Origin of the sequence: Hyphomonas adhaerens MHS-3, from assembly GCF_000685235.1 — a bacterium.
GTDB classification, from domain to species: domain Bacteria; phylum Pseudomonadota; class Alphaproteobacteria; order Caulobacterales; family Hyphomonadaceae; genus Hyphomonas; species Hyphomonas adhaerens.
The window spans coordinates 46,860-67,372 of the sequence record NZ_ARYH01000004.1; the positions used below are offsets into that span (position 1 = coordinate 46,860).

Annotated in this window: 18 protein-coding genes and 1 tRNA gene; 9 read left to right on the forward strand and 10 right to left on the reverse strand. The window is 57.8% G+C overall.

What is annotated here, in order from left to right; all coding sequences use genetic code 11:
• The first annotated feature begins 46 nt into the window (after positions 1-46).
• On the forward strand, positions 47-1,687 hold the full coding sequence (locus HAD_RS16720; RefSeq protein WP_035573834.1) for an MFS transporter: 1,641 nt from the start codon (positions 47-49) through the stop codon (positions 1,685-1,687).
• A gap of 9 nt (positions 1,688-1,696) precedes the next feature.
• Here the strand turns inward: HAD_RS16720 and HAD_RS16725 are convergent, their stop codons facing one another.
• From HAD_RS16725 to HAD_RS18240, 4 genes are all read right to left on the reverse strand, one after another.
• A complete protein-coding gene (locus HAD_RS16725; RefSeq protein ID WP_051596420.1) occupies positions 1,697-2,113 on the reverse strand; it encodes a c-type cytochrome in 417 nt (138 codons plus the stop codon).
• 91 nt (positions 2,114-2,204) lie between these two features.
• Complete coding sequence (locus HAD_RS16730) at positions 2,205-3,929, reverse strand: adenosylcobalamin-dependent ribonucleoside-diphosphate reductase (protein WP_051596421.1); 1,725 nt, start codon at positions 3,927-3,929, stop codon at positions 2,205-2,207.
• A 24-nt stretch (positions 3,930-3,953) separates the two neighbouring features.
• Positions 3,954-4,409, reverse strand: a complete 456-nt coding sequence (locus HAD_RS18235; protein WP_051596422.1) for a DUF3775 domain-containing protein — start codon at positions 4,407-4,409, stop codon at positions 3,954-3,956.
• An 11-nt stretch (positions 4,410-4,420) separates the two neighbouring features.
• Entirely contained in the window at positions 4,421-5,326 is a 906-nt protein-coding gene (locus HAD_RS18240) for a universal stress protein (RefSeq protein WP_156942321.1), read from the reverse strand.
• A gap of 72 nt (positions 5,327-5,398) precedes the next feature.
• Here HAD_RS18240 and HAD_RS16745 point away from each other — a divergent pair, with 72 nt between their 5' ends.
• The 4 genes from HAD_RS16745 (at position 5,399) to HAD_RS16760 (ending at position 10,269) form a co-directional block, all read left to right on the forward strand.
• Positions 5,399-6,142, forward strand: coding sequence for an ABC transporter ATP-binding protein (locus tag HAD_RS16745; RefSeq protein WP_084332032.1), 744 nt, complete (start codon positions 5,399-5,401; stop codon positions 6,140-6,142).
• Positions 6,136-8,511 (forward strand): ABC transporter permease, encoded by a 2,376-nt coding sequence (locus HAD_RS16750; RefSeq protein WP_051596424.1) that lies wholly within the window; start codon positions 6,136-6,138, stop codon positions 8,509-8,511. The genes HAD_RS16745 and HAD_RS16750 overlap by 7 nt, the downstream gene beginning before the upstream one ends.
• Positions 8,512-8,513: 2 nt before the next feature.
• Positions 8,514-9,746, forward strand: coding sequence for an efflux RND transporter periplasmic adaptor subunit (locus tag HAD_RS16755; protein WP_084332033.1), 1,233 nt, complete (start codon positions 8,514-8,516; stop codon positions 9,744-9,746).
• Between the two features lie 85 nt (positions 9,747-9,831).
• Complete coding sequence (locus tag HAD_RS16760; RefSeq protein ID WP_051596426.1) at positions 9,832-10,269, forward strand: host attachment protein; 438 nt, start codon at positions 9,832-9,834, stop codon at positions 10,267-10,269.
• 5 nt (positions 10,270-10,274) lie between these two features.
• Here the strand turns inward: HAD_RS16760 and HAD_RS16765 are convergent, their stop codons facing one another.
• Positions 10,275-11,528 carry an MgtC/SapB family protein gene (locus tag HAD_RS16765; RefSeq protein WP_035573835.1) on the reverse strand — a complete coding sequence of 418 codons (1,254 nt, stop codon included), beginning with the start codon at positions 11,526-11,528 and terminating at the stop codon, positions 10,275-10,277.
• Positions 11,529-11,706: 178 nt separating this feature from the next.
• Here HAD_RS16765 and HAD_RS16770 point away from each other — a divergent pair, with 178 nt between their 5' ends.
• From HAD_RS16770 to HAD_RS16785, 4 genes are read left to right on the forward strand one after another with little or no spacing between them, the layout of a single operon-like run.
• Positions 11,707-13,071: an MBL fold metallo-hydrolase RNA specificity domain-containing protein gene (locus HAD_RS16770; RefSeq protein WP_035573837.1), complete on the forward strand. Its 1,365-nt coding sequence runs from the start codon at positions 11,707-11,709 to the stop codon at positions 13,069-13,071.
• Entirely contained in the window at positions 13,068-14,576 is a 1,509-nt protein-coding gene (locus HAD_RS16775; RefSeq protein WP_035573839.1) for a thymidine phosphorylase family protein, read from the forward strand. The genes HAD_RS16770 and HAD_RS16775 overlap by 4 nt, the downstream gene beginning before the upstream one ends.
• Positions 14,573-15,472, forward strand: coding sequence for a ribose-phosphate diphosphokinase (locus HAD_RS16780; protein ID WP_035573841.1), 900 nt, complete (start codon positions 14,573-14,575; stop codon positions 15,470-15,472). Before HAD_RS16775 ends, HAD_RS16780 begins: the two co-directional genes overlap by 4 nt.
• Before the next feature lie 46 nt (positions 15,473-15,518).
• Positions 15,519-16,049 carry a cysteine dioxygenase family protein gene (locus HAD_RS16785; RefSeq protein WP_035573842.1) on the forward strand — a complete coding sequence of 177 codons (531 nt, stop codon included), beginning with the start codon at positions 15,519-15,521 and terminating at the stop codon, positions 16,047-16,049.
• Between the two features lie 15 nt (positions 16,050-16,064).
• Here HAD_RS16785 and HAD_RS18245 read toward each other — a convergent pair whose 3' ends face one another.
• The 5 genes from HAD_RS18245 to HAD_RS16810 all read right to left on the reverse strand — a co-directional run bounded on the left by HAD_RS18245 (position 16,065) and on the right by HAD_RS16810 (position 20,450).
• Entirely contained in the window at positions 16,065-17,360 is a 1,296-nt protein-coding gene (locus tag HAD_RS18245; RefSeq protein ID WP_241765399.1) for an alpha/beta fold hydrolase, read from the reverse strand.
• A gap of 30 nt (positions 17,361-17,390) precedes the next feature.
• A complete protein-coding gene (locus tag HAD_RS16795) occupies positions 17,391-18,233 on the reverse strand; it encodes an aminotransferase class IV (RefSeq protein WP_051596428.1) in 843 nt (280 codons plus the stop codon).
• A complete protein-coding gene (locus HAD_RS16800) occupies positions 18,224-18,808 on the reverse strand; it encodes an anthranilate synthase component II (RefSeq protein ID WP_035573843.1) in 585 nt (194 codons plus the stop codon). Before HAD_RS16800 ends, HAD_RS16795 begins: the two co-directional genes overlap by 10 nt.
• Entirely contained in the window at positions 18,805-20,178 is a 1,374-nt protein-coding gene (locus tag HAD_RS16805; protein WP_035573845.1) for an anthranilate synthase component I family protein, read from the reverse strand. Before HAD_RS16805 ends, HAD_RS16800 begins: the two co-directional genes overlap by 4 nt.
• Positions 20,179-20,375: 197 nt before the next feature.
• Positions 20,376-20,450, reverse strand: a tRNA-Glu gene (locus HAD_RS16810).
• Positions 20,451-20,513 lie beyond the last annotated feature (63 nt).

Here is a 20,513-nt window from a genome sequence, read left to right on the forward strand (position 1 = left end):
CGAATTCACTTCCACGATTGCCTGCCGAGACTCACTACAGGACATCATGCCAGACAATTCCGCCCCGCCGCCCTTTTCCATCCCGCTTTATCGGCGGATCTGGGTAGCAAATGTGGCCTCGCAGTTTGGCAGCCTGATCCAAAGTGTCGGCGCAGCCTGGCTGATGGTCGAGCTGGGCGGCACGAAGACACAGATCGCCCTCGTGCAGGCATCGGTGACCCTGCCCATCATGATCCTGGCGCTGCTTTCCGGCGCGATCGCGGACAATTATCCCCGCCGCCTTGTCATGCTTGTTTGCCAGAGCTGGATGTTCGTCTTGTCCATTACACTCTGCGCCTTTGCCTGGTTCGGGCACCTGACGCCCTGGGCATTGCTTGGCTTCACCTTCCTGATCGGCTGCGGAACGGCCATGAACGCGCCGTCATGGCAGGCAACCGTCGGCGACATCGTTCCCCGCGGTACAATTGCCGGCGCCGTCGCAATGAACTCCATGGGCTTCAACATGGCCCGCACCGCAGGTCCGGCGCTTGGCGGCGCAATCGTCGCAGCATTCGGATCGGCCGCGGCATTTACAGTCAACGCCTTCAGCTATCTTGGGATCATTTGGGTCCTGTTCAGCTGGCGTCCCGAAAAGCCGACCAGGCCATCCCTTCGCGAAGACCTGGGAACCGCAATGACTGCCGGCGTGCGATATGTCGTGCTGTCCCCTCCCATCCGGCGTGTCTTGTTCCGTTCGGCCTTGTTCGGGTTTGCTGCAGCCAGTGTCCCCTCGCTGCTGCCTCTGGTGGCCAGTCATCTTGTTGGCGGCAGCGCAGTGACCTTCGGAATCCTGTCAGGCTCCTTCGGTATCGGCGCAGTGGCCGGCGCCTTGTCGAACCGGCCTGTGCGCGCACGCCTGACAAACGAGGCCACCACCCGCCTGACTGTCATCGCCATGATTGCAGGGGCTATTGTCATTGCACTCAGTCCATGGCTCGCCCTGACCGTGGGCGGACTCATCGTGTTTGGATGGGGCTGGCTGCTGACCATGGCAACGATGAATGTCACGGTTCAGATGTCCGCGCCCCGTTGGGTCGTTGGCCGGGCGCTGTCGCTCTACCAGATGTGCGTGTTCGGGACGATGGCGGGCGGAAGCTGGATGAGTGGCTGGCTCGCGGAACAGCATGGGATAGCAGAAGCAATCCTGATCATGGCGGGCGTCCAGGTCATAGGCCTTGTCATGGGCTTCTTCCTTCGCCTGCCGGAAGTACAGGACCTCAATCTGGAACTGGTCGGTCGCTGGAAAGTCCCAGATGTCGAGTTGCCGATCGAACCCCGAGCGGGACCGGTCCACATAGCAGTGCACTATCGCATACTTGAAGAAGATGTGCCGCGGTTCCTGGCGGCCATGAATGAAAGCCGCCGGGTGCGCTTACGTGACGGGGCCCGCAATTGGGCATTGGTCCGGGATTTGAGTGATCCCGATGTCTGGATCGAGAAATACAGGTTCGGCCGCTGGATGGATTATGTCCTGCACAATGAACGCCGTACGCATGCCGACAGGGACAACCTCATCATCCTCCACACGCTGCACCAGGGCAGCTGGCCACCACCGATCGTACGGATGCTGGAGCGCCAGGTCACGGGCGTCACCTTGGACCCGGATCTTTCGACAGAAACGACTAATGATCCGACGCGCAGTGACTAGCATCAAGGCTCAGGCTGGGTGTGGCTCCTGGATGCTCTCCAGATAAGTGATCAGCGCGTCGATTTCATACGGGCTCAGTACGAACATGGGCATGTCCGGGTGACCGACGACGATCCCTTCCGCCAGCGCTTCCTCAAGATTCCGGACCGGATAATTCTCGGACAATTGCCGGAAAGGTTTGGCGTCCTGATGCGGACTGCTCCCGGTCGGGCCGATCGCATGACAAGTGGAACAGCGAGTTTCCGCAATCAATTTGCCGACCTTCACCTTACTGTCATAGGCAAACTCTTCGCCATCTTCCTCCGCTGTAGGTGCGACAGACACAGAATCGTCGGCATCGGGGACAGACGTTGAGTTACACGCCGCAAGCATGATCAGACCTGTCATGAGGCCGGAAGCGAGAAGTCCATTACGTCGCACAAGCATGTGAATCCCTTTCAGTCAGAGGCACCATTCTAGTCGCGCTGCGGGAGAACGCCTAGCGTTGCAACATTACACCCAGGAAAGACCTCGCGGGTCAGCATGTATCCGACATACACTTGGCGCCTTCCGTCACGGTCGTGAGAACATCTTCCCCCCGGCTGCCCTGACGATAAACCGTACAACCCTTGAGACCCAAATCGTAAGCCCTTCGGTATACATTCGCGAATGTTTCGAAAGCTATGTCGGCGTTTGCGTTGATCGTCTTTGAGATGGCATTGTCGATGAAGTCCTGCGCGGTTGCTTGCATGGCGAGATGGGCTTCAGGCGATAAACCGCCTGCTGTCACGAACGCTGGCGGTAATCCTTCTCCGCCCGTTTCCCGCCAGAAGCGGCAAGCGAAATCCTCTATGTCGACCACATCATACCCGCCATCGGATCTTCGCATGCGGCGACTGACATTAGACGCAAAGACAGGCTCTATGCCTGCAGAAACATTTCCGGCGAGGAGACTGATCGATCCGGTCGGGGCAACCGCCATCAGATGGCTGTTGCGGATTCCCTTCTTGCGGATTGCACGTCTCAATTCTTCCGGAAGACGCCTCGTAAATGGACGATCCAGGAATGCGTCCTTTTCGAACAAAGGGAAACTGCCCTTCTCATCTGCCAGTTCAACAGATGCTTCATAGGCAGCGTTCCGCATTGTACCGAGAACGCGCGCAGTGAACTCACGTCCGTCATTGCTGTCATAGGCCAGCCCCAACATGATCAACGCATCGGCAAGTCCGGTGATGCCGAGCCCAATACGTCGGCTCTCGTGAGCTTGCTGCGCCTGCACATCCAATGGGTAGTGAGAAACATCCAGAACATTATCCAGGAAGCGCACACCCAACCGCGCGGCGTTGGCCACCTCGTTAAAATCAAACGTCGCGTCGGGCGTAAGCGGCTGGCGAACAAAATGCGTCAGATTGAGTGAGCCAAGATCACACGCCCCATAGGGTGGCAACGGCACCTCCCCACATGGATTGCTCGCGTGAATCGATTCCGTATAACCAAGATTATTCTCTTGATTGATACGGTCGATGAACAGGATTCCAGGCTCTCCCGTATCAAAGGCAGAGCGCAGAATTTTCATCCACAGTGTTCGTGCCTTCAGAACACGGATCACCTGGCCCTCAATAACAAGCGGCCAATCCGAGTCGGCATCGACAGCCCGGATAAACTTGTCAGTCACAAGCACAGACAAATTGAAGCGGGACAATGCGCCCGTCTGAATTTTAGCGTCGATGAAAGTTTCGATATCCGGATGATCGCAACGCAGAACGGCCATCATGGCGCCGCGACGGGCCCGGTCGGCAGTCATTGTCTCGCACATTGCATCCCAGAGATGCATGAAAGAAACCGGGCCGCTGGCGATGTTGCCTGTGCGCACCGCCGCGGCGCCTGCGGGCCGGACCGGTGAAAAATCAAGACCGATCCCACCCCCAGCCTGCAATGTAATCGCGCTTTCCTTCAGGGCGTCAAACAGGCCGTCAATAGAGTCATCCAATCGCCCCATAACGAAGCAGTTCAGCAGCGTTGCATTCCGCTCCGTTCCGGCATTCGCGAGAATCCGCCCTCCTGGTAAGAACCGATAATCGGACAAGAGTTCATGAAACCGGCTTGCCCAGACGTCCTGGTCCACAGGCTCGGCCGCTGCGACGGCTTTCGCCACGCGCTCCCATGTCTCTTCAACACCGGTTTCACTCCCGAACCGGTATTTCCTGCGCCATATGTTTTCTGACACCGGCGCAGGCGAATTCGGAGGCGGCAATGAATTCACAACTGCCGGCCTCCTCTCGCGATCTCAGGACAACTCATCCGGTGGCGAATAGCCAAGAGATTCCAGTGCATTCTCGATGTAGTCGCTCCCCATCTGCAATTCTTCCAGATAGTCGGTCACATCAAAAGGTTCAGCCTCGCGGGCAGCGCGGCGCGCCGAAGCCCAATCTCGGGCCTCATAGTCACCCCGTCCGACCCATATCAGGGCAAGCAGATCATGCTTTGCATCGACATTGAGGCCGCGGATCAACCCTTCCAGCTCATCGTCCGAAACGTCCTCGTGAGGGTTCTCCGCCTCATCGGCGATGGCCTCAACATCCGTTATCGGATCGTCCCCGATATCGCTATCGACCACATCGTCCTCTTCCATCGGCATGATGCCCTCTCCTTGATAGGACTGGGCAAGTACAGCGATCCGATAAGCGACTTCCGGGTCTATGGTCAGGTCAAAGGCGCGATCACCCTGAATGACTTTCTTCATCCGATCCCCCGTCAGTGCGACAACAGCAGAGGCACTTTTGCCTCGCTGAGAAGAGTGCGTGTTACACCCGGCAGGAATGCCTGTTGCAAGCGGGAGTGGCGATACCCCCCCATAACGATCAGGTCCGCGTCGAAAGAGGTTGCGACATCCATGAGCGCCTCGGCGGTAGAACGTCCGATGCTGTCCTCATTCCTGACTTCCACATCAGCGACATGCCGCGCGAGGTGTGCACCGATATCCCATGCCGGACCGGCACCGTGGCCGGTATCTCCCGGCTTCGCGTCCACCGTCGTAACGCAGACTTTTGCGTCATCCTGCATCAACAAGAGACTGTCATGCATGGCCCGGGTTGCTTCGCGGCTTGCATCCCATGCGATCATGGCGCGTTTCCCGACTGTCGTTCCGGTCCACCCTTCCGGCACAATCAGTACGGGCCGGCCGCCACCAAGCAAAACGCCCTCCAGCATGTCGGCATGAGGCTGCTCATCGGATTTTCCCGGAGCCCGGACAACAACAATATCTGCATGGCGTGCATTCATCGCTGACAACGCCTCAACCCGGTTTGGGAACGCCTCAATGCGGCGCATTTCCACAGGCGGGTCCTGAGTGTTCAAACGTTCCTCGAACTTCGCCCAGGCACCGGACATGGTGTCCCGCGTCTGCTGAACAATGGACGCATAAACTTCACCCGCTGACCCATCTCCATAACCAAGGATCATTGGCGGCAGTACCGTGAACGCCGCGCAACTCAGATGTGCATTATTGGCCGAGGCAAGCGCCTGAGCAAAATCGTAAGCCGCCTTGTCACCATCGGGTGAGGCCATGCAGACGCTGATATCCTTGATTTTCACTTGAAATCTCCATTTCTGGTAAAACCGATCTGGTAACACACCATAGCGGAAAAACTTCTGTTTCAATACGCGTCCCTACGTAGCAGAAATTCCTGGAACTATTGGTTATAAACGACGCGTTAGGGTGGAATTTCTTTTATGACCACTACCGTAAATACTCGCCAACCGCCTGCCGAACCGGATATTTTATTGGAAGGCAAAGGCTTGGAACGCACCTTCATGACAGGTGAAGTGGCCGTCCGGGCGTTGCGCGGAGTGGATATTACCCTGGCGCGCGGAGAACTGGTTGTGCTGCTCGGTCATTCGGGAAGCGGCAAGTCGACCCTGCTGAACATCCTCGGCGGCCTGGACCGGGCCACTTCTGGTTCGCTGCAGTTCGAAGGTAAAGACCTGACCCACGCAAACGACGCAGAGCTTACACGCTACCGCCGGAGATCTGTTGGTTTTGTATTTCAATTCTACAATCTCGTTGCCGGCCTGACAGCGCGCGAAAATGTTTCGCTGGTTACCGAGATCGCCAACCATCCAATGAAACCGGATGAAGCGCTTGAGCTTGTGGGCCTGGGAGAGCGCGTAAAACATTTCCCGGCGCAGCTGTCCGGCGGGGAACAGCAACGCGTCGCCGTTGCCCGCGCCATCGCCAAGCGACCACAGATCCTGTTCTGCGACGAGCCAACCGGCGCGTTGGACAGCGCAACCGGCATTCACGTGCTCGAAGCACTGGACCGTGTAAACCGGGAACTCTCCACAACCATGCTCATTATCACCCACAATGTTGGTATCGGCGACATTGCTGACCGGGTTTTGCGCATGCAGGACGGAGAAATCATCGAAGAAACAAAACCCAATCGGCGTCTCAAGCCTGCGGAGATATCGTGGTGAAGGGCCTTTCGCCTCTCGATATCAAATTGCTCCGCGACATCTGGCATATGCGCGGGCAAGTAATCGCTGTCGGCATTATCGTGGCCTGTGGCGTCGCAATCATGGTGATGGCGCTCGGCACGCTCAGCACCCTGAGCGCCAGCCGCGACGCTTACTATGAACGCTATCGCTTCGCCGACGTCTTCGCATCTGTCCGCCGCGCTCCGGAAAACATCGCATCGCGGCTGCACGAGATCAGTGGCGTGCAGACGGTAGAAACACGCATCGTCCGGCTTGTTATTCTTCGTATCCAGAACGTCGAAGAACCCGCCAATGCGCAGATTGTGTCTCTGCCGGATGAAGGCGAAAGCATTCTGAACCGCATTGTCCTTTTTCAGGGACGTTATCCGGAACCGCGTTCGCCCGATGAGATCATCATCTCCAACGCCTTCGCTGAGGCCAATCGTCTGGACACCGGGGACGCCATTGAAGCGGTGATGAATGGACGCCTCAGATCTCTTACCATTGTCGGCATCGGCGACAGTCCGGAATTCATCTACGCACTCGGCCCAGGCACGCTACTGCCGGACGACCGTTTATTCGGTATCTTCTGGATGCGCCGCCGTGCAATGGAAGCCGCCTTCGATCTGGACGGGGCCTTCAACAATGTCAGCTTGACTGTCGCGCCCGGGACCGACACCGACACTGTTATTGACCTGGCGGATGACGTGCTGGCCCCATATGGGGGAACCGGCGCCTTTGACCGTTCAGACCAATTGTCGAATGCGTTCGTCGATTCCGAAATGAACCAGCTGAAAACAATGGCGCAGATCATTCCCGCCGTTTTCCTGATCGTCTCAGCTGTCCTGATACATTCCATCCTGAACCGATTAATTCAGACAGAGCGCCAGCAAATCGGCCTGATCAAGGCATTCGGCTATTCTCGCAGCGAAATAACGTGGCACTATCTGAAATTCGCGATCGCCATCACGGCGGGAGGAGTGATTGCAGGCTTCGCCCTCGGCTTTGTCCTCCAAAATCTCATCACTAATTTGTATGCAGAGACATTCCGCATTCCGGACCTCACATGGCGCGTGGACGGATTTGCATTGGTCGCCGGAGCCATTGCCGCACTCGGGTCAGCCATTGCCGGCTCAATGAGCGCATCGCTCGGCGCGGCAAGACTGTCGCCCGCCGAAGCCATGCAACCCGCTCCGCCCGTCAATTACCATCAGGGTTGGCTCCGCTACATTCTTCAGATGCGCTGGCTCGACGAACCGACCCGGCTAATCCTGCGTCACATCTTCCGATTTCCTGCACGCACGGCGGCGAACCTGTTCGGTATCGCGGCGGCCGTAACGCTGCTGATCGGCACCCTCTTCAGCTTCGATGCCATCGACGACATGATGGACCAGATGTTCTTTCGAACCAATGCACACGATGCTGCGGTGACTTTTTTCGAAGCCCGCAACGAAGCAGCCGTCTCAGAGCTTTCCCGCCTGCCCGGGGTGATGACAGCGGAAGGGGTGCGTGATGTACCAGCACGACTGGTATCGGGCTACCGCTCAGAAAGGGTCAGCATCACAGGCTTGCCTTCTGATGCACAATTAAGGCGCGTTCTGTCTGCAGACGGACGGTATGTCGATATGCCATCCGCCGGGATAGTCCTGTCTTCTCAGCTGGCTGGCATGCTCGATGTGACGACGGGAGATACCGTGACTGCCCATATTCTGGACGCTACCCGCCCGGTAGCCGATCTGCCAGTCACCGCAATCATCGATGAAGCGGTCGGCACACCGGCTTTCATGGACCTGACGGCGATGAACGCCCTGCTTGATCAACCGCCCACAGTGTCCGGCGCTTACCTGAAACTGGACCCCCGACGACAGAAGGAATTCGAAGACAGCGTGATTGAGCGGCCCGGCATTGCAGGAGTCTCGCTACGCGCGGCAGCCATCGCCTCGTTCGAAGAGACCCTTCAGGAAACGATCTACATCATGATGGGGATCTACGCCGTGATCGGCGGAGCGATCGCCGCAGGTGTGGTGTACAATGCCGCGCGCATAAGCCTGACGGAAAGGGGTCGGGAGCTGGCCAGCTTGCGCGTATTGGGCTTCACGAACAATGAAGTTGGATACATCCTGTTGGGCGAACTGGCGATCGTGGCCCTTATCGGAATCCCTCTGGGTTGCATTGGCGGAGTTGCTCTCGCCCACCTGATTGCAACAGCCATGGCAACGGAACTTTATCGGATTCCTGTTACCGTGAACGCATCAACGCTTGGCATTGCGGCATTAATTGTCCTGTTGTCATCAACGATCGCAGCATTGTTTGTAGTCCGGAGGGTCCGGTCGCTGGACCTGATCGCGGTACTGAAGACGAGGGAATAAAGATGCCATCAGTCCGAATTCGAATTTGGATCGGTCTTGCCGTATTGACCTTGTTGGGCTTCGCATGGGCTTTCTCGCCGCGCGCCGTGGAAATTGATGCCTCCTACGTCACCAGGGATGACATGACCGTCACCGTCTCGGACGATGGCATGACCAGAGTCCGCGACGTCTTTGTTCTTTCTGCGCCACTTGATGGGACGATGTCCCGCGTGGACGTCGAACCCGGCGATCAGGTGCAAGTGGGCGAAACTGTTATCTCCACGATCCGCCCCCTGCTACCGCCGCTTCTGCCCGCGCGCACGACCGCGCAGCTCGAGTCGAATGTATCTTCCGCCGAAGCAGCCCTCACCGCCGCGCGCGCCGACGCCGAACGCTTGCGCGCCGAACACAACCGTCTCAAACGTGATCTTGATCGTGCGAAAAAGCTGCTTGTGTCTGCAACCATCTCTCAGCAGGCCGTCGACAATGCCGAAGCGGCCGAACGCGAAGGCTACCTTGCCTTGCGCTCCAGCGAAGCCGTGATTGGCGTGCGGCGGCAGCAACTGGCTGCGGCTCGCGCTGCTCTGATGCCCAGTGAAACCCAAAACGGTAGCGACACTGTCACCATTATCGCCCCTTTGTCAGGCCAGATCCTGGCGGTCGACCGTGAAAGCGAAGGCCCCATCGCACAGGGTACGCCCATCGTCGAAATTGGAGACCTGAATTCATTGGAATGCGTCGCCGACTTTCTTTCCGAGGAGGCTGTGCGTGTGAAGCCGGGAGATCCTGTTATGTTCACGGACTGGGGAGGCCCTCCTCTGCCTGGCCGGGTACGGCGTGTAGAGCCGGCCGGCTTCACCAAGGTTTCCGCCCTCGGCATTGAAGAGCAGCGCGTGAATATCATCATGGACCTGAATGATCCGTCTGCGCGGCAAAATCTCGGCCATGGCTACCGCTTCGTCGCCAATATCGCTGTTTGGGAAGGCACAAACCGGTTGGTTGTTCCCATGTCTGCCCTGTTCCGTGATGCCGATGGCTGGGCGGTCTTTGTTGTCTCGAAGGGACGGGCTGAATGGCGTAGCGTTTCGGTGGGGCACACCAATCGAACCTATGCGGAAATTCTCGGTGGCCTTACAGAAGGAACCCGTGTCGTTGTTCACCCGCCGCGCCAACTGGAGCGTGGCGCGAAAGTGAAAATCCGCACAGCTCCCAAAGCGAACCGTGCGATTGACAGCGCCGTTACGACATCCGGCTGATACACCGTCCGGAAAGTTACGCATCGTCATCTCAGCTACCCTGCGGTATTCTTCTCTCCGGAGGAAACAAACAGGGAGATTGGTGATGCACCTCAGAAACGGAGATTGGGTCGTCGTTTGCGATGGCGGCAAATACGTTGTCTACGAAAACCAGGGAGATACGGACCGGCTGGACCTGCGCATCGTCAGTTTCGACGATCACGTCAATCCGCCCACGCATGAGCAAGGAACGGACAAGCCAGGCCGGTTCAAGAGCCCGGATGGGCAGACCTCATCTGCAGAAAATACAGACTGGCACGAACAGGAAGAAAAGCGATTTATTGGCGCGCTGGCGAAACAAATGGACGGCTGGGCAACTGCCGAACCCGGGCGCCGCTTTGTTCTGGTAGCCGATCCGCGTTCCATGGGAACCCTGCGGCAATCACTAAACGAACATACGTTGAGCCGTATCGAACAGACTGTAACAGGCGACCATGCTCATCGCACGGTCACAGAGATTGAGGCGCTGATCAACAGAACCTGAAAGTATCAGAGCCAGCCAAACGAGAGCGCGGCTGTCACCGCAAGCAAACCTGACGAGATGGTGATTGCACCGGTCATAAGGACCATGTTTCGGAAACGTTGCGTCCCTACCCCAAGCGCGAGGGCGACTTTGAAAAGCGTATTGACCACAACGCCGATGACAATTGCGCGGGCCGCCACCTGATCTGACAATTCTCCCGCGCTCAACCGTCCCATTGAAAGGGTCACCGCATCCGCATCCACTGCCCCGGCAATTGTGGCGACGCCGAAAACGCCACTTTCGCCCCAGGCCGCCTGTGCAACACGCGACAGGACGAGCGCAAGCGTCAGAACCGCCGCAAACACAATCGCAGACTTCAGGTCCAGAGGGTTCGGCAATGCCAGCTTGGCTTCGGTCTTGGACGGCTGGCGCCATAGCAAGGCGCCAGCGACCAGAAGTGTTGCCGTGAGCATTGCGGCCATTGGCAACCATAACATCGGCAACAGCGCCGGGCGGATGGCAGCAACAATCAATACTGTACGCATGACCATAACGGACCATGCCATTGCGACGCCACCCGCATAAGCTGATGCCCGGCCTCCAGCTTTGGACAACTGAGACAGCGACAGTGTCGCCGCGGTAGAGGACGCAAGTCCGCCTGCAAGCGCCAGCAATCCCACCCCGGCACGCTCGCCCAGTGCCTTCACACTGACATAGCCGATAAACCCGAGACCGCTGATCAATACCACCATCCACCAGATGTGGCGGGGATTGATAACCTGGTAGGGTCCGAGCCCGACATCCGGCATGGCTGGCAGAACCACAATGGAGATCAGCAGCAAACGCAAAAATGCGCTCATTTCATTCGCGTCAATCCGATTCAGCAAATCGTGCATCGGTTCGCGGAGCCAAAGAATGAAGGCTGTCACGACGGCGCCGCCACCTGCCAGCAAAGGCGAAAGTTTTACGGAAACCGCTCCCAGGCTGAAGGTAATGAGCGCCGCAATCATGGTTGTGGCGCTTACATTTCTTGTTTCATCGATGTGCGCCTCAAAACCCTGACGCAGTAATAGGGCAAGACCGATAACGCCTGCTGAAATCACGAACCCGTTTCCTGGGTCCAGCGACGCAGCAAGACCGCCCACCAGTCCAATCAGGCCGAAGGTGCGAAAACCCGCAACACGGCTCCCCGTTGGATCACCGCGTTCTTTCCAGCCGCGCTCAAGCCCGACAATCAAGCCAATCGCCAATGCAGCAAAAAGGTTCGCCGCCAGCGTCATAATACTCTGGGGTGGCTCCAATGCGTCCTCCCGGCTCGTAAACGAATGGGTTTAGCGTCGATACACCTTTGGCGGCTATCCGTAATCCCCACCGGTACTGGCGACGAATGACCCGCTTGTGAAACACCCCGGTATCGCCTTTGATGGCCAGGCATCCGAAGTATGAAAAGGCTCAAACATGACCGACAAGATCACCTTCCTCGGCGGCGTCGGAACTGTAACTGGTTCAAAATACCTTATCGAGACCCATAACCGCAACATTCTGGTCGATTGCGGTCTGTTCCAGGGCTTCAAGCAACTGCGGAACCGCAACTGGAAGCCGTTGCCTATCCCGCCTTCCGATATCGACACTGTTGTCTTGACCCATGCTCACATTGATCATTCGGGGTATTTGCCACTGCTGGTGCGAAAAGGATTTCGAGGGCATATCCATGCGACGACACCGACGCGCGACTTGTGCAACATCCTGTTGCCGGACAGCGGGTACCTCCAAGAACATGAGGCAGAACTGGCAAACCGCGAAGGCTTTTCACGTCATCACCCGGCATTGCCGCTCTACACACAAGCTGATGCTGAGGCTTGCCTGAAACATTTCCGTACGCATGGGTTTAATGACAGGGTTGATCTTGGCGAAGGTATCAGCGCGACATTCATAGAAGCCGGACACATTCTCGGAGCATCTTCAATCCTGTTGGATACCGGCAACAACAAGATCGCCTTCTCTGGCGACCTTGGCCGGTACAACAACCCCATCATGCACGATCCAGCTCCGATTACCGAAGCCGACTATGTCCTTGTGGAATCCACTTACGGCGACTCAGTACACCCTCAGACGGATCCGGAAGATATTCTCGAAGCGATCATCAACCGCACCTTCCAACGTGGCGGCACGGTCATTATCCCGTCTTTCGCCGTGGGGCGATCACAGTCTCTTCTGTTCCATATCAGCCGCCTGCGCGCAGCCGGACGCATTCCACAAATGCCTGTTTATCTGGACAGTCCGATGGCCATAAATGTCAGTGAGCTGTTCGTACGTCACGCTGCAGCCCACAAGCTGACCCAGGACGAGGCTCGCGCGGCCTGTGATGTGGCGACTTATACGCGCCAAAGCGAAGAGTCCCGGAAACTCGATACTGACCTGATGCCGAAGATCATTATCTCAGCGTCTGGCATGGCGACCGGTGGGCGTGTCCTGCACCATCTGAAGACCTACGCACCAGATGCCAGGAACACGATCCTCTTTGCCGGATTCCAGGCGGGTGGAACGCGTGGTGCGGCCATGTTGGCAGGTGTACAAAAAGTCAAAATTCACGGCCGCTATTTTGAAGTAAATGCAGAAGTTCAGAACCTTCACATGCTGTCCGCCCATGCAGATGCGGACGAGTTGTTACGCTGGCTCCGCAATTTCAGCGAGCCCCCCAAGGAAACCTTCATTGTGCATGGAGAAGCAACGGCGTCCGATACGTTGCGCCACAGGATCAATGAAGAACTTGATTGGTCCTGCAAGGTGCCTGAACAAGGCGAGACAGTGCGGCTGAAATGAAAGACGACACCGCCAACCAGATGCGGGCTCGGCGCCTTGGGGTGCTCACGCAGCATGAGCTGATCGCCCTCGTACATGCCGACTGTCCGGTCTGCCGATCGGAAGGTATGAGCGCACACAGCCAGGTCACAGTGACTCATGGCGACAAGTCTGTGATTGCGACGCTGTATCAAGTCACGGAAGATTGGTTACCTGTCGGGTCCGTCGGCTTGACCGACCAGGCCTGGGAACGGCTGGACCTGGAAGATGGCGCTCTGGTGCGCATTACGCATGCACCCCCGCTTGCCTCTTTGTCTTTTGTCCGACAACGCATTTTCGATGATGGCTTGACCGATGACCAGATCCGGGCCGTCGTCAGCGACATCGTGAGAGGGGCTTATTCGGATATCCATCTTACGGCCTTCGTTACCGCAACGGCTGCAAAGCCACTTGCAACACGGGAGGTGATTTCCCTGACCCGTGCCATGATCGACACGGGAGAGCGAATAGACTGGGGCGTAACCCCGGTGGCGGACAAGCACTGTGTGGGCGGCCTGCCTGCGAACCGGACGACGCCGATCGTCGTGTCGATTGTCGCTGCCAATGGCCTCCTCATCCCGAAAACATCCTCGCGTGCGATCACCTCGCCTGCCGGGACTGCAGACACGATGGAAACGCTGACTCGCGTGGACCTGAACCGGGATGAACTGCGCCGGGTGATAGAGAAGGAAGGCGGCTGCTTTATCTGGGGGGATGCCGTCGACTTTTCGCCCGCCGACACAGCGATCATCCGCGTGGAACGGGCTTTGAACTTCGATTCCGCCGGTTCCATGGTCGCTTCGGTTCTCTCCAAAAAGATTGCGGCGGGTGCAACGCATGTCGTGATTGATATTCCCGTCGGCCCGACTGCAAAGATACGTAATCGTGGCCAGGCCAGGGACCTTGCAGATCTGTTCAGGACGGTCGCTCTGACCTTCGACCTGAAACTGCGTATCGAAGTCACCGACGGATCTCAGCCCATTGGGCGTGGCATCGGGCCGGCGCTGGAGGCCCGCGATGTGCGCGCCGTGCTGTCGCGTTCTCCGGATGCGCCGCAGGACTTGAGGGATAAATCCCTCAGTCTCGCAGGGGCGGTACTGGAACTCACCGGTAAAGTTCCTGAAGGAGAAGGTATCGCGCGCGCGGCCGAGACGCTGGACAGTGGCAGAGCCTGGGAAAAGTTTCTCGCTATCTGCAAAGCGCAAGGTGGAATATTCGATCCCCCCGTCGCCAAATACCAGCGCCCTGTAAATGCGACACGCAGCGGACGCGTGGCCGCTATCGACAATCACCGTCTTGCCCGCGTCGCCAAACTGGCCGGAGCGCCGGACGACAAGGCCGCCGGTCTCGACCTTCATGTGCGCATTGGCGACACCGTCCGGCAGGGCACTCCTTTGTACACATTGCACACGGAATCGATTGGCGAACTTTCCTATGTGCTCGACTATGTAAAATCCAACCCAGACATCATTGAGCTGACCAGATGACACGTTACCTTCTCTATTTTCTTCCCGGTACGGGACACCTCGCCGCCCCCCTCGCTCATGAGCTGGGTGCCGATATTGGAGAAATCGAGTTTCACAAGTTTCCGGATGGGGAGAGTTATCTCCGCTTTTTAACGCCGCCGGATGGCCGTCATATTGCGTTGGTCGATTGCCTTGACCGACCTGACCCGAAGCTCGTACCGCTACTGTTCGCTGCGATGACAGCACAAGATCTCGGTGCCAGATCGGTTGGCCTGATCGCACCTTACATGCCTTATTTCAGGCAAGACGTTGCATTTAATCGCGGGGAGTCCATCAGTGCCCGGCATATTGGAGCGCTCCTTTCGGCCCACTTGTCCTGGGTCACAACCCTGGACCCGCATCTGCACCGGCTTGCGAGTCTGGATGATGTGTTCACCATTCCCGGCGAACTCGCCCACGCGACAGAGCCTGTGGCCAGATGGATTAAGACCCATATCGAGCAGCCAATCATCTACGGCCCGGACGAGGAAAGCGAGCAATGGGTTCGTGCCATCGCAGAGGCTTGCGATGCGCCATATGACGTATTCCGCAAAACGCGAATGGGTGACAAGAACGTCAAGATAGATGTGCCCGCCAGCGTGGATGCCGGCTCTCATACACCAGTTATCGTGGACGACATCATCTCCTCCGGCACAACGCTGGCGACGCTGGTTCGCGCCCTTTGCGAGAATGGGCAGCCGCGTCCCATTTGCTGCGCGGTACACGGCATTTTTGCAGAGGACGCCTATGAGCAGCTAATTGCGGCAGGCGCAGCCCAGGTGATCACCACAAACGCCCTGCCACACAAGACCAATGCGATCGACATTACCCGGGTTCTGGCCGAAGCCGCCCGCCGGATTGATCTTCCACAGGATTGACGTAACCCCCAAGCGGTAGGACACTTTCTCCTCTGGAGAAAAAGCCATGTTTGACGTCAGTACTTTTGTTTCCGACTGCCGTGATGCCGTATCCGCGGATCCGACCCACCGCACTGTGCTCGAAGTGATGGAAGCGGCCTTCCATGACCCCGATGCAGTCCTAGCTGCTGTGGGCGAACCGGCGGGCGCGGGCATCGATGTGCTTCACAGGTCGGATACGCTAACGGTTCTGAATGTGATCTGGGGTGCCCACGCGACGTTGATGCCGCACAATCACGAAATGTGGGCGATCATCGGCATCTATACCGGAAGGGAAGATAATATCTTCTGGCGCCGCCTAAAGGACGACTCGTCACGGGTGGAAGCCGCTGGCGCACGCACTCTGCTCAAAGGGGACGTGGCTCCTCTCGGCAAGGACATCATTCACTCTGTAACAAACCCTTTGGGACGCCCAACAGGGGCGATCCATGTTTATGGCGGGGATTTCTTTGCCCAACCGCGCAGTGAGTGGGATGAAGAGAACCTGACAGAGCGGCCCTACGATATTGAAAAGGTCAAAGCGTTCTTCAACACCTAACCTCGCCCCGGAACATCAAGCAAAGTGCAGACGGCGGTATTTGCCCCGGAAATACAGCAACGGGTCGCGTCGCGGTTCAAATCGGGCGCGGACCACCTCACCGATCAGGATGACATGATCCCCCCCATCATGCAGGGCGAAGCGGCGGCACTCAAAATTGGCCAACGCCCCTGAAAGCAGTGGCGCACCATTGTGCCCCCTGCTCCATGGCGTGCCAGAAAACCGGTCTTCGCCTGACTTTGCAAACAGATTTGAAGTTGGTTGCTGGCCGATGTGCAACACGTTCACAGCGAAGTTCTCTGCCGCTTCCATGGCAGCCAGGCTACCTGCCGATTTGGCGATGCAAACCAAAAGAAGCGGCGGTTCGAGCGAAACCGATGTGAATGAATTCGCGGTCAACCCAATTGGTTGCCCCTCCTGGTCGAGCGTCGTCACGACGGTCACACCGGTTGCAAAACAGCCGAGCGCATCACGCAGTGTTCTGGCGTCAGACCCCTGACGATACTCAGGTGCGAAACGAGGCACCCTGCGCTCCAGGAAGTCCAGCAATGTGGCGCTGAACATGTCCGCCCGCTCCGCGGCGACCATCTGACCGGCCTCCCGGATCTCGGCATATTCGACATTTTCGAAATGACCCAGAAAACGATTTGCTTCGTCAGCCCCGGAAAGCTCGCTCTTCGCTCCCCTTACGAAGAGGACCGGCATCTTGATTTGACCGGCTGCACTGGAAACGCGATCTACCGCCGCTTCGGGATCGAACGTATCTGTGAACGCAGGATCAAAGCACGGCTTGCCGCCGGGCAAATTCTCCTGACGGCACGCTGCGTCAAAATCCATATCCGGTACGGAGTCGATCAGCACCAGCCCAGCCGCAAGATGCGCTCCCTCCTCACCCAATGCCGCAGTGGCAGCCCAGCCCCCAAGTGACGCCGCCACGACCACCGGGCGGGACGCCATTTGGGCGAGTACCGCGCGCAGGTCTTCCACAAACGACTCGAAATCATAGCGCCCATCTGCAGGCCATTCGCTTTCACCATGGCCGCGCATGTCTATGCGGATCACGTAACGCCCGGCTCTTACCAAAGCGTCAGCAACGTCATCCCACACAGCGCGTGTCTGTGCGCCGCCATGGATCAGCAGGACCGCCGGATCATCCGGTGAGCCGAACGCATCGCCCTTCAGCGCAGTTCCTGCAAATCCCTTGAAAATGACCGGCTGCATACGCGCTCCTGCGTGAGTCGTTACCTGACTTAACATATATGGGCCCAGCCCTGGAGAACCAAGGCAGTCTTGGGACACCGCTCCTTCCAATACGGCCCCAGCAGAGCAACGGTTTGATTTTCAGTCCGCGTCCCGGCCCGGCAGATCGGGAAGGAGATGATCGATCAGCGCCGTCAATGCTGGCGGCAGCACCGGATCAAAGGCCACATCATCGATGCTCCTGACAGCCAGCATCAGGCGCAGGCTGTTCGTCAGGAAGACGTTGTCTGCATGCTTCAGGTCCTCAAGGCTCAGACTATTTTCCGAAACCTCAAAGCCGCCGCGATGAGCGTTTTCAAGTATCCATCCCCGCATCACACCCGCGATAACGCCGTCTTTCAGCGGAGGCGTCATCAGGCGCGATCCGAACCGGACCAGGACATTGGCAACCGAACTGCAGGCAATCCGGCCACCTGGCGTCACGAAGAGTGCGTCGTCATACCCTGACTGCCGCGCCTGTCTCTGAGCCATGACCGTGTCGCCGTAGGAGAGGGTCTTGTACCTGGACAAAGGCGATGTCGGATTGCGAAGAATGGAACTGAGCCCGAGACGGACTGCCGGTGCTGGAAAATTCACCGGCTGCGGTGTGAAGGATGCCAGTAAGGTTGGCTTTGAGGTTCCCGTGCTGGCAACACCCCGCGCGCCCGGACCGCGTGTTACGGTTAGACGCAGCGCCCCTGTTGCGCCATCCGGGACCGCGCTGTCTGCAAGGGCTTCCAGCTCCGCTTCCTTCACAGCGAAACCAAAGACATTGCAAGCCTTGAGAAGGCGCAGAAAATGCTGTGCGCGCAAAACGATGTGGCCGTCGATCACCAGGGAGGTATCGAACACCCCGTCGCCCAGAAGCAATCCCCGATCGGTCATATCGAACGGGACCACCGTATCACGCGATGAAACGGTCTGGCTGAGGCGGATCAAGGGCATGGTACAGACCTGTATTGACGAAGGAAATTTCCAAGCAGACCTTGCCCCTGCTCTGTCAGGATCGACTCCGGATGGAATTGTACTCCAAAGACCGGGTGCTCAACATGAGACAAGGCCATGATCTCTCCGTCCGGCACCGTCGCGTCCACCTGCAGCCCCGTCTCGTTTTGCTCAAGATCAACGGCGAGCGAGTGGTAGAGCCCGACCGGAAGCGGAGAAGGAAGCTCCCTGAATAAATGCCTGCCCTGATGCGCAATATTGGCAATGCGGCCATGTGAGGGCGTCAGAGCCCGCCTGACTGAGCCGCCATATGCCGCCGCAATGACCTGATGCCCCAAACAGACACCAAGTATCGGCAAGTCTGCCCCGAATGTCTGAACTGCCGCAATTGATACGCCAGCCTGTTCAGGTCTTGAGGGCCCCGGCGAAATCACAATCGCCTCCGGGCGCCGGCGGATGATGTCGCTGATTGTGATGCGGCCACTATCCTCAACTTCAACATCGGCACCAGCCAGCGTCAGGCACCGCGCCAGATTGAACACGAAACTGTCCCTGTTATTCAGTACCAGGATCATTGGACTGCCGCCACAGGCGATTGCAAACTCAGGATACGTTCTGCCTTGAGCTGGACTTCCGCCCATTCCGCCTCAGCATCAGAGAGCAGCGTCAGCCCCGCCCCCGACCAATACCTGTCGCCATCCGGCAAGTGATCGATCGTTCGGATCATGATATTGAAATCGCAAGCATCATCAAAACCGAGATACCCGAATGACCCGCAAAAGGCACCCCGGGCAGCCGGCTCGAGCGCGTCAATAATCTCCATCGCACGAAGTTTGGGAGCGCCCGTCACAGATCCGCCGGGAAAAACCGCACCAAGGAGGTCCAGCACATCGCACGCTGGCGCAAGCTGTCCCTCAATTGTCGAAACCAGGTGATGAAGATTTGGCAATTTCTCCAAGTCGCAAAGACGGCTGACAATGACGGATTCCGGCTGACATACTCGTGAGAGGTCGTTCCGCAACAGATCGACAATCATTATGTTTTCGGCGCGATCCTTCTCTGACCGTGCAAGTGCCCGGGCAATGTCCCGATCCCGTTCCGGGTCCGTTGACCGGCGCGCCGTTCCCTTGATGGGTTCGGCGCGCACACTGCCTTCCGATGTCATGGACACCAGACGCTCAGGTGACAAACTTGAGAGCGTGCGGCCAGCAAAAGTACCAAAAGCGGAGAATGGCGCCTGTGTCTGCTTCCTCAGTTCAAGGTAATCATGAAAAGCCGCGGTTTGCGATGGCGCTTTACGGACCCACAGGCTTGCAATGTTCGCCTGATAGATTTCTCCGTCCAATATGGCTTCACGCACCGCAGCCACGTGATCAACATACTTAGCCTGGTCTGAGCTGAGCGACCAGTCGGTGGAACTTTCAGTTATTTCTGTGGACTGATCGTCTTGATGCTCCGCAACCTCCGAAAAGGCCTCGATGCGTTGCTGCGCCAGTGCCTCGTCAGGCGCTTTGTCCGGCCCAGGCAGACCAGCCGAGTAGAGTACCAGACGTCGTTCAAGGTGATCGAACGCCATGACAGTGTCGTACAGAGCGAACTCGATCGTATCGTCAGCACTATCTGGATGACGCGACCTGAAATCCTGCATCCAGATCTTTGCCGCATCATAGCTCATATAGCCGATCGCTCCGCCCTGGAACGGCGCGCCGCCGGCGATCACGCTGGCCCGGAAGCGATTTCGCCATGCCCGGAAAGCTCCGATGAACTCCTCAGCAGAATCTCCGTCGCCCCAGCGAAATCGGGAAATGGGGTTGGCAGAAATATAGGAGTAACGCCCCTGTCCATGTCCTGAGCTGGCGCTGTCCAACCAAACGAACCCCGGCCAGCCATACAGCCGGGGCGCGAGCTCGGCTGGCTCAGTCCAGGGAAGTTCCAGTCGAAGCACGTGGCCATCCGCTCGAATTGATGTCGATTGGTGGCGTTCTAGTGGCTAGATCTGCCCCTGTCACACATGTCACCCACCTTAGCGGCCCGGCGGTGCAGCCTCTGAAACAGACAATGCACAGACACGCGCAGAATCAACAGTGTCCGCCAGCGCCCGGAACCGGACATGTCATGATAAAAATGCGAGGAGATAGAAAATGGCAGTCCCTAGGGGAATCGAACCCCTCTTTCCAGGTTGAAAACCTGGCGTCCTAACCGATAGACGAAGGGACCGCACCGGTTCGAAGAAATGGGCGTATAGCGAGGGACGGCGCCTTGCGCAAGCCATGTTGGTGA

Bases quoted from the DNA above. Each gene is read 5' to 3' on its own strand.
- HAD_RS16760 (WP_051596426.1), top strand. From the start codon at position 9,832: ATGCACCTCAGAAACGGAGATTGGGTCGTCGTTTGCGATGGCGGCAAA.
- HAD_RS16775 (WP_035573839.1), top strand. From the start codon at position 13,068: ATGAAAGACGACACCGCCAACCAGATGCGGGCTCGGCGCCTTGGGGTG.
- HAD_RS16725 (WP_051596420.1), bottom strand. From the start codon at position 2,113: ATGCTTGTGCGACGTAATGGACTTCTCGCTTCCGGCCTCATGACAGGT.
- HAD_RS16765 (WP_035573835.1), bottom strand. From the start codon at position 11,528: ATGACGCTGGCGGCGAACCTTTTTGCTGCATTGGCGATTGGCTTGATT.
- HAD_RS16785 (WP_035573842.1), top strand. From the start codon at position 15,519: ATGTTTGACGTCAGTACTTTTGTTTCCGACTGCCGTGATGCCGTATCC.
- HAD_RS16780 (WP_035573841.1), top strand. From the start codon at position 14,573: ATGACACGTTACCTTCTCTATTTTCTTCCCGGTACGGGACACCTCGCC.
- HAD_RS16795 (WP_051596428.1), bottom strand. From the start codon at position 18,233: ATGCCCTTGATCCGCCTCAGCCAGACCGTTTCATCGCGTGATACGGTG.
- HAD_RS16720 (WP_035573834.1), top strand. From the start codon at position 47: ATGCCAGACAATTCCGCCCCGCCGCCCTTTTCCATCCCGCTTTATCGG.
- HAD_RS16800 (WP_035573843.1), bottom strand. From the start codon at position 18,808: ATGATCCTGGTACTGAATAACAGGGACAGTTTCGTGTTCAATCTGGCG.
- HAD_RS16755 (WP_084332033.1), top strand. From the start codon at position 8,514: ATGCCATCAGTCCGAATTCGAATTTGGATCGGTCTTGCCGTATTGACC.
- HAD_RS16745 (WP_084332032.1), top strand. From the start codon at position 5,399: ATGACCACTACCGTAAATACTCGCCAACCGCCTGCCGAACCGGATATT.
- HAD_RS16770 (WP_035573837.1), top strand. From the start codon at position 11,707: ATGACCGACAAGATCACCTTCCTCGGCGGCGTCGGAACTGTAACTGGT.
- HAD_RS18235 (WP_051596422.1), bottom strand. From the start codon at position 4,409: ATGAAGAAAGTCATTCAGGGTGATCGCGCCTTTGACCTGACCATAGAC.